General features: G+C 43.1%; 5 protein-coding genes, 1 tRNA gene and 1 pseudogene. 2 read left to right on the top strand and 5 right to left on the bottom strand.

Features of this window, described 5'->3' with window-relative positions; all coding sequences use genetic code 11:
• A pseudogene (locus H6G96_RS04790) lies at nt 1-213 on the top strand (IS701 family transposase); the annotation flags it as partial.
• Nucleotides 214-742: 529 nt separating this feature from the next.
• Complete coding sequence (locus tag H6G96_RS04785; RefSeq protein WP_190910353.1) at nt 743-2,332, top strand: glycoside hydrolase family 57 protein; 1,590 nt, start codon at nt 743-745, stop codon at nt 2,330-2,332.
• Between the two features lie 188 nt (nt 2,333-2,520).
• Here H6G96_RS04785 and H6G96_RS04780 read toward each other — a convergent pair whose 3' ends face one another.
• The 5 genes from H6G96_RS04780 to rsfS form a co-directional block, all read right to left on the bottom strand.
• Nucleotides 2,521-3,969, bottom strand: coding sequence for a DUF697 domain-containing protein (locus H6G96_RS04780; protein WP_190910352.1), 1,449 nt, complete (start codon nt 3,967-3,969; stop codon nt 2,521-2,523).
• 106 nt (nt 3,970-4,075) lie between these two features.
• Nucleotides 4,076-4,152: transfer RNA gene (locus H6G96_RS04775), tRNA-Met, on the bottom strand.
• A 46-nt stretch (nt 4,153-4,198) separates the two neighbouring features.
• On the bottom strand, nt 4,199-5,152 hold the full coding sequence (locus H6G96_RS04770; protein ID WP_190910351.1) for an asparaginase: 954 nt from the start codon (nt 5,150-5,152) through the stop codon (nt 4,199-4,201).
• Nucleotides 5,153-5,239: 87 nt separating this feature from the next.
• Nucleotides 5,240-5,740, bottom strand: a complete 501-nt coding sequence (locus H6G96_RS04765; protein WP_190727911.1) for a CGLD27 family protein — start codon at nt 5,738-5,740, stop codon at nt 5,240-5,242.
• Nucleotides 5,737-6,195 (bottom strand): ribosome silencing factor, encoded by a 459-nt coding sequence (rsfS, locus tag H6G96_RS04760; RefSeq protein ID WP_190910350.1) that lies wholly within the window; start codon nt 6,193-6,195, stop codon nt 5,737-5,739. The genes H6G96_RS04765 and rsfS overlap by 4 nt, the downstream gene beginning before the upstream one ends.
• Between the last annotated feature and the right edge of the window lie 161 nt (nt 6,196-6,356).

Below are 6,356 nucleotides of genomic sequence, written 5' to 3'. Positions count from 1 at the left end.
ATAAAACAAGTATGTGGAATTTGTCGGTTCATGGTTAGGGATACCTATGCAATCAAGACTCACATATTTTGTTCACTTCAAGCTTTTGTTAGATTGGAGTTTATGCGGTCTGAAAAAATAATTAGCAATTGGTACGAAATACAACGCAACATGTTCACATTAGTTGTACGTGAGCATATTTTTGCAAACCTTAGCAGTGATGGCATTTTCTAGACAACATAGATAATCTTTTTTGTCAATGCGTAAGTCCTAATTATCTAGATTATAAGTATAAAAATATAACAGGTGTTTATACTGTCGTAGAACCCCGTTGGCAAAAAAGAACAAAATGGGTTCGTTACAAATTGATGAAAGAAGGACTTGTAAAGAGTGATTCCCGACGCGGAGTTTGGGAAATTAGTGAAGCAAGCTGGATATCAGTATCTTGCTGAACATGAAAATAGTAATTAGTAGATACATTCCAACTTTGCTGCTTTTACGCCAGCCATGCACCTAAAAAGTTGGAAAATATACTTGTCACGACTTGAAGTCATGTACATCTAGTAGGTACTAGAGATAGGTACTAGAGATTAGGATTGATAATTTGATTACAAATGAACAATTAACATGAAGCAGCCTAAGCGTTCCTTTTATGTGAAAAGTTGACACTCGTATCTTCACTATCCCCATAAAGTCTTAAAATATTGTTAATTTCAGGCAAACCTCTCGACCTTCAACTTACAAGTATCACCCCAAAATCACTATGGCTATAGGCTACGTCGCGCTTGTACTTCACGCACATCTGCCCTTCGTTCGTCACCCGGAAAGTGACTACGTGCTGGAGGAAGAATGGCTCTATGAAGCCATCACAGAAACCTACATCCCCTTATTGAAAGTATTTGAAGGCTTAAAGCGAGACGGTATCGACTTTAAAATCACGATGAGTATGACACCACCTCTAGTGTCGATGCTTCGTGACCCTCTGCTGCAAGAACGCTATGACGCACACTTGACTCAACTAGAAGAACTTATAGCGCTAGAAGCAGAACATAATGTCAATAACGGACATCTTCGTTATTTAGCCGAACATTACATTACTGAGTTTAAAGAAGCGCGTCAGATATGGGAACGCAATCAAGGTGACTTGGTGACAGCTTTTAAGCAGTTCCAAGACAGTAACAACCTGGAAATCATCACTTGCGGCGCTACTCACGGCTATTTGCCGTTGATGAAGATGTATCCAGAGGCGGTGTGGGCGCAAATTCAGGTAGCCTGTGAACATTACGAGCAAACCTTTGGACAACCGCCCAGAGGCATTTGGTTGCCGGAATGCGCCTACTATGAAGGTTTAGAGCGGATGCTAGCCGATGCAGGGTTACGCTACTTCCTCACTGATGGGCATGGCATTCTTTACGCCCGTCCCCGTCCGCGCTTTGGCACTTATGCCCCAATTTATACAGAAACTGGTGTTGCGGTCTTTGGTCGAGATCATGAATCGTCCCAACAGGTATGGTCTTCTGAAGTGGGCTATCCTGGGGCGGCGGAATATCGAGAATTTTACAAAGATTTGGGCTGGGAAGCAGAATATGAGTACATCAAGCCCTACATCATGCCCAATGGCCAACGGAAGAATACGGGTATTAAGTATCACAAAATTACGGGACGTGGTTTAGGTCTATCCGATAAAGCGCTCTACGATCCTTATTGGGCTAGAGAAAAGGCTGCTGAACACGCTGCTAACTTTATGTATAACCGAGAGCGCCAATCTGAGCATCTCTATGGTATGATGCAGCGCCCACCGATTATTGTTTCTCCTTATGACGCAGAGTTATTTGGGCATTGGTGGTATGAAGGACCTTGGTTCATCGATTACCTATTCCGTAAGTCGTGGTACGACCAAGGAACCTATGCAATGACTCATTTAGCAGACTATTTGCGAGATCAGCCAACGCAACAAGTTTGTCGTCCTTCGCAGTCGAGTTGGGGTTTCAAGGGTTTCCACGAGTATTGGTTAAATGAAACAAATGCATGGGTTTATCCGCATTTGCACAAAGCTGCTGAACGGATGATTGAAATATCGCATTTAGAACCAGAAGATGAATTGCAGTGGAAAGCGCTTAACCAAGCGGCGCGGGAATTGTTATTAGCACAATCTTCTGACTGGGCATTTATTATGCGGACGGGAACAATGGTACCCTATGCAATTAGAAGGACGCGATCGCACCTGATGCGGTTCAATAAGCTCTACGAAGACGTGAAAATCGGCAAAGTTGACAGTGGTTGGCTAGAAAAAGTCGAGTTAATGGATAATATCTTCCCCGAAATCAACTATCGCGTCTATCGTCCACTATAGTCTCACAAAAATTAAGCTCATCCCCTTTTGGGGATGAGATAACACGAAAGACTGTTGACAGTTAACCGTCAACGGCATCAAGGTGTCTCTCATCCCATCTTTAAAAAGAGTGGGTTTTCCCAATGCCTTTTTATAATCAACAGCAGTAGGGTGGGCAATGTCCACCCTACATTAGTAATAAGGAGTATTTATTTTACCAATTCAACCTGCTGTACTTCTGGCAACAAACGCTTCACGCCTTGCTTAACAAATCCCTGCAAAAAACCAATCTGCTGATTTTGCTGAAATACCTTTTGCAAAGTTTGCCGCAAATTTTCCAAATTCAAACCAGTCCCAGAATCTATTGCTATTTCCTGCTGTTGGAAATACTCAACTAAGCTTAACCCTGCGACTCTAGTTAGATAAGCTGCACTTACTCCCTGCACTACGCCACCAGCAACAAAGGTAACGGCATTACTTTTAAGAACAGTACTAATAGCTTTTGTAGAAAGCTCAACTAAACCCAGTTTCAGCATCAAACTTCCCATTGTTACAGCTACGGTTTGTGCTTGTTCTAGGGAAAATTTTTGCTGATAGATATTACCCAAATCCATTACCATCTGAGCATTAATTGCCGCAGTTGCAATGATATCAAGGGCTGGGACCGGGTTAGCAAAGGCAGCAGCAGCAGCTATCCATTGATATTGTTCAATAATTGGGGTAGCACGATCGCGTCTGGTTCCATTGAGCCAGTTTTTCGCCTCAGCTTTCAACAACCCGGCTTTTCTCATGGTTGTTAGCCAAACTAGGCGTTGTCCCTGCTGTACCAATTCATCCAACTGCTGCGTCAACTGCTGGATATTTGGTGCTGGTTGTTCCATCCACTCTTGCACAGAACCATCAGCCTCATGCTTTCGGACTTTGATGGGAGTAGGAGATGCCGCAGTTGCAACTACATTTCCCTGCATTCGCTGTTTCAATGACAGCAAGACGCTGGCGCTTTCATCGGCTAAATACTGGTCTTGTTTGTTCAAAACCAAGATTCTGGGCTGATTTGCTGCTTTTAGCTGCTGTAAGGCTTGAAATTCTGAGTCTGTCAAATCACTGTTTGTTAAGAACAGAACAAAATCAGATTTTGCCACTTCGGCTAAAACAGCTGCATCTGAATTGTCACCCGCTTCTCTAAATACTTCTCTAAATAAAGGTGCTGTTTCTTCTAGAGACACCAAATTTCGTGTCTCGACATTTTCCTTTAACACTTTAATTAAAGTGCTTTTACCCACGGATTTACCGCCAGTCACAGCAACTTTAATTTCTTGTCTGTCTAACTCCAACAACAATTGGGCAACTTGTTCTCTGAGTGCTTCTAATGCTGTGTGATTTTCTACTTCTTGTGCCAGTTGATTAATTACAGTTTCAGTTTTAGCGATCGCACTTTCTACTGTCGCCCGATCCACCACCATACCATCTAGCTCGTCTAAACTGTCTTTCGGGCGATTTTTTTGGAACAACCACAAACCACCGCCTACAGCTAAGGCACTCAATAAACCAAACTCACCCACCTGCACTATAGAATCGTGCCAACTTTGTAACATCCATAGAGAAAAGGACAGTCCCAATCCTCCCACTAAAATTGGCCGCTGCAACTTCACAACCATGATTATCCGTGCCTTTTTGGATGGCTATTTCTTCCAGAATAGATCAAAATAAAATAAAAACCCTGCAATCTTTACTGATTGCAAGGTTTTTGTTTTATCTTCTATTTGGTGGCGGGAAGTGGATTTGAACCACTGACCTTCGGGTTATGAGCCCGACGAGCTACCAGGCTGCTCTATCCCGCGTCGCTCTTGACTTTTTTATCATAACCTATAGTCAAGAGTTTGGCAACTACAAAAATGATAATTCTCCAATTACTTCTAAACGCTTGTATTTTCCTAAGGTGACAAATTTTTCTGAGAGGCTTTCGGCGGCGCTGGGACTAATCCAACCCATTTGCTGGAGTAAATGAATAGCCACGGCGTATTTTGCTCGTTTTGCCCCATCCATGACTTTGATTGCCAATCCTAAGCCTTCACCGAGTCTACCAATGCACTGTACTCCTTCGGCACCAGTTTTACTGACTAGTTCGCCTGGAGTTAAGCGCATCAGTTCCGTATCAAATTCTCCATCTCCTGCTACCATTGCAGGGTGATGAGTCATAGCACGGACAATGCGCTCCATATCTAAGTTGGTACTAGAGGCTAATAGTGCATACAAAGATGCCATGTGACCGAGTTGCATCAGATAAGTTGGTGCGCCACAGTCATCATGCGCGCTGATAAATTCTGCTGCTGGCATTCGCAGCAATTCTGCTACTTTGCCCAAAATTAACTGCTGTATTGGGTGCTTGCGATCCAAGTAGTTATTCAAGGGCCAACGGCGTTGCTGACAAACAGCTAACATTCCCGCATGTTTACCAGAGCAATTGTATTCCAGAGGACTGTGCTTACCTTCAGGAATTGGACACTGGAGTATAGTCGGGTCAAGATCAGCCCGCCAAAGGATGTTAAATACCTGTCGGACTTGATCTATTCTTCCTTTATGGGAACTTGTGATAATTGCTAAGTCGCGATCGCTGAGGTCATAACGTTCCAGTGTACCTGTGGTGGTGACTGCGAGTGCCTGAAACGGTTTGAGGGCTGAACGAATAAATGCAGCAGTTTCAGAATTCCCGGCGACGGTTAGAACCCGTCCTCGTTCGTCGCATACAACAGCCTGGACTATATGCCTGGATTCAATAATACCTTCCCGCAGCAACCGGACTTCCAGTGCTGTGGCTTGAGTTCGTTTTCCCATTGTCATGGGTTTATATTTATTACCTTTTTTAATTAATTAGTCATTGGTTATTAGTCATTAGTCCTTAGCTAATAACTAATGACCAATGACTTTTTAAAACAAATGCCAAACTATAGTACCAATAACGTACATTCCCGCCAAGCCAGCGAAAGTAAATTGTAACCGCCGCAGAATAGGTTTAATTTCGTATGAAACAATTAAGCGATCGCGGTTGAGGATTTCTTGTGGCTTCGTCCAAGTTTGTCCGTCGTACCAGCCGGACTCTTCATAAAATACTGTGGGACTGCAAAGGCGATCACACACGTAAAACCAGCCTAAGTACAATCTTACCAGTGCCAGCACTACCCCAACACTCGCTGTTGCCGCACCACAGAGGATAAAATGTGCAATATACTTGTTGGGAGGAAAACTTGCTGCTGCCACAGGCCCTGCGACCAGCCAAGATAAACTCCAAATCCAAGCAATTTTCGTGATATACTCGCGCAAATCTAAAGTGCTATCACGAAATAGCCAGGAAGTTTTTAACTCTTCGTACTCATTTAGCGGTTGTTGGTCTGTGGGAACTGGGCAATTTGAAACCGAAGACCTAATCATGTTGGCTTACCCTCATCCTCATCAGATTCTGGAAGAGAAATACGTTCTGCATGAATCCAGAACGCTTCTAAATTATAAAACTCCCGTTCTTTGGGCATCATAATGTGAACGATCACATCACCGTAATCTTGTAGTATCCAGCTCCCCTCGAGTTTTCCTTCTGTCCTTATGGGACGTCGTTGCAACTCAGTTTCGACTTTTCCTTCAATTGCTTGAGCGATCGCCCTGACTTGTACCTTAGAATAGCCAGTCATCATCACAAAATAATCGGCCAAGTAAGATACTTCTGCTACTTTGAGCAATAAAATCTCACCAGCTTTGCGGTCTGATGCAGCTTCTGCGATCGTTGCAGCTAATTTTCCGCTCTCCTCTTCAGTATGGGCATGGCTTTTTGCCACACTCTTCGTCAGTGGGACGGATTGTAATGGGAAATTTCCTTGGAAAAAATCAGTCATTAAACCTCAGGTGCTTTCTTTTGAAACAATTGTTTACATTTACTTACAAATCACAAACAATTGATCTGAAAATGTGTCAATAGGTTTTTTTGAATACTAACAAAAAAACGCGTGTCTATGGGGCTAGTTTGATAATTGACTGCTTAGATTTCGATATTAGC

The organism is Nostoc sp. FACHB-892 (assembly GCF_014698795.1).
Lineage (GTDB): Bacteria > Cyanobacteriota > Cyanobacteriia > Cyanobacteriales > Nostocaceae > Nostoc.
The sequence above is the reverse complement of the archived record's forward strand: the minus strand, read 5'-3'. Positions and strand labels throughout refer to the sequence as shown.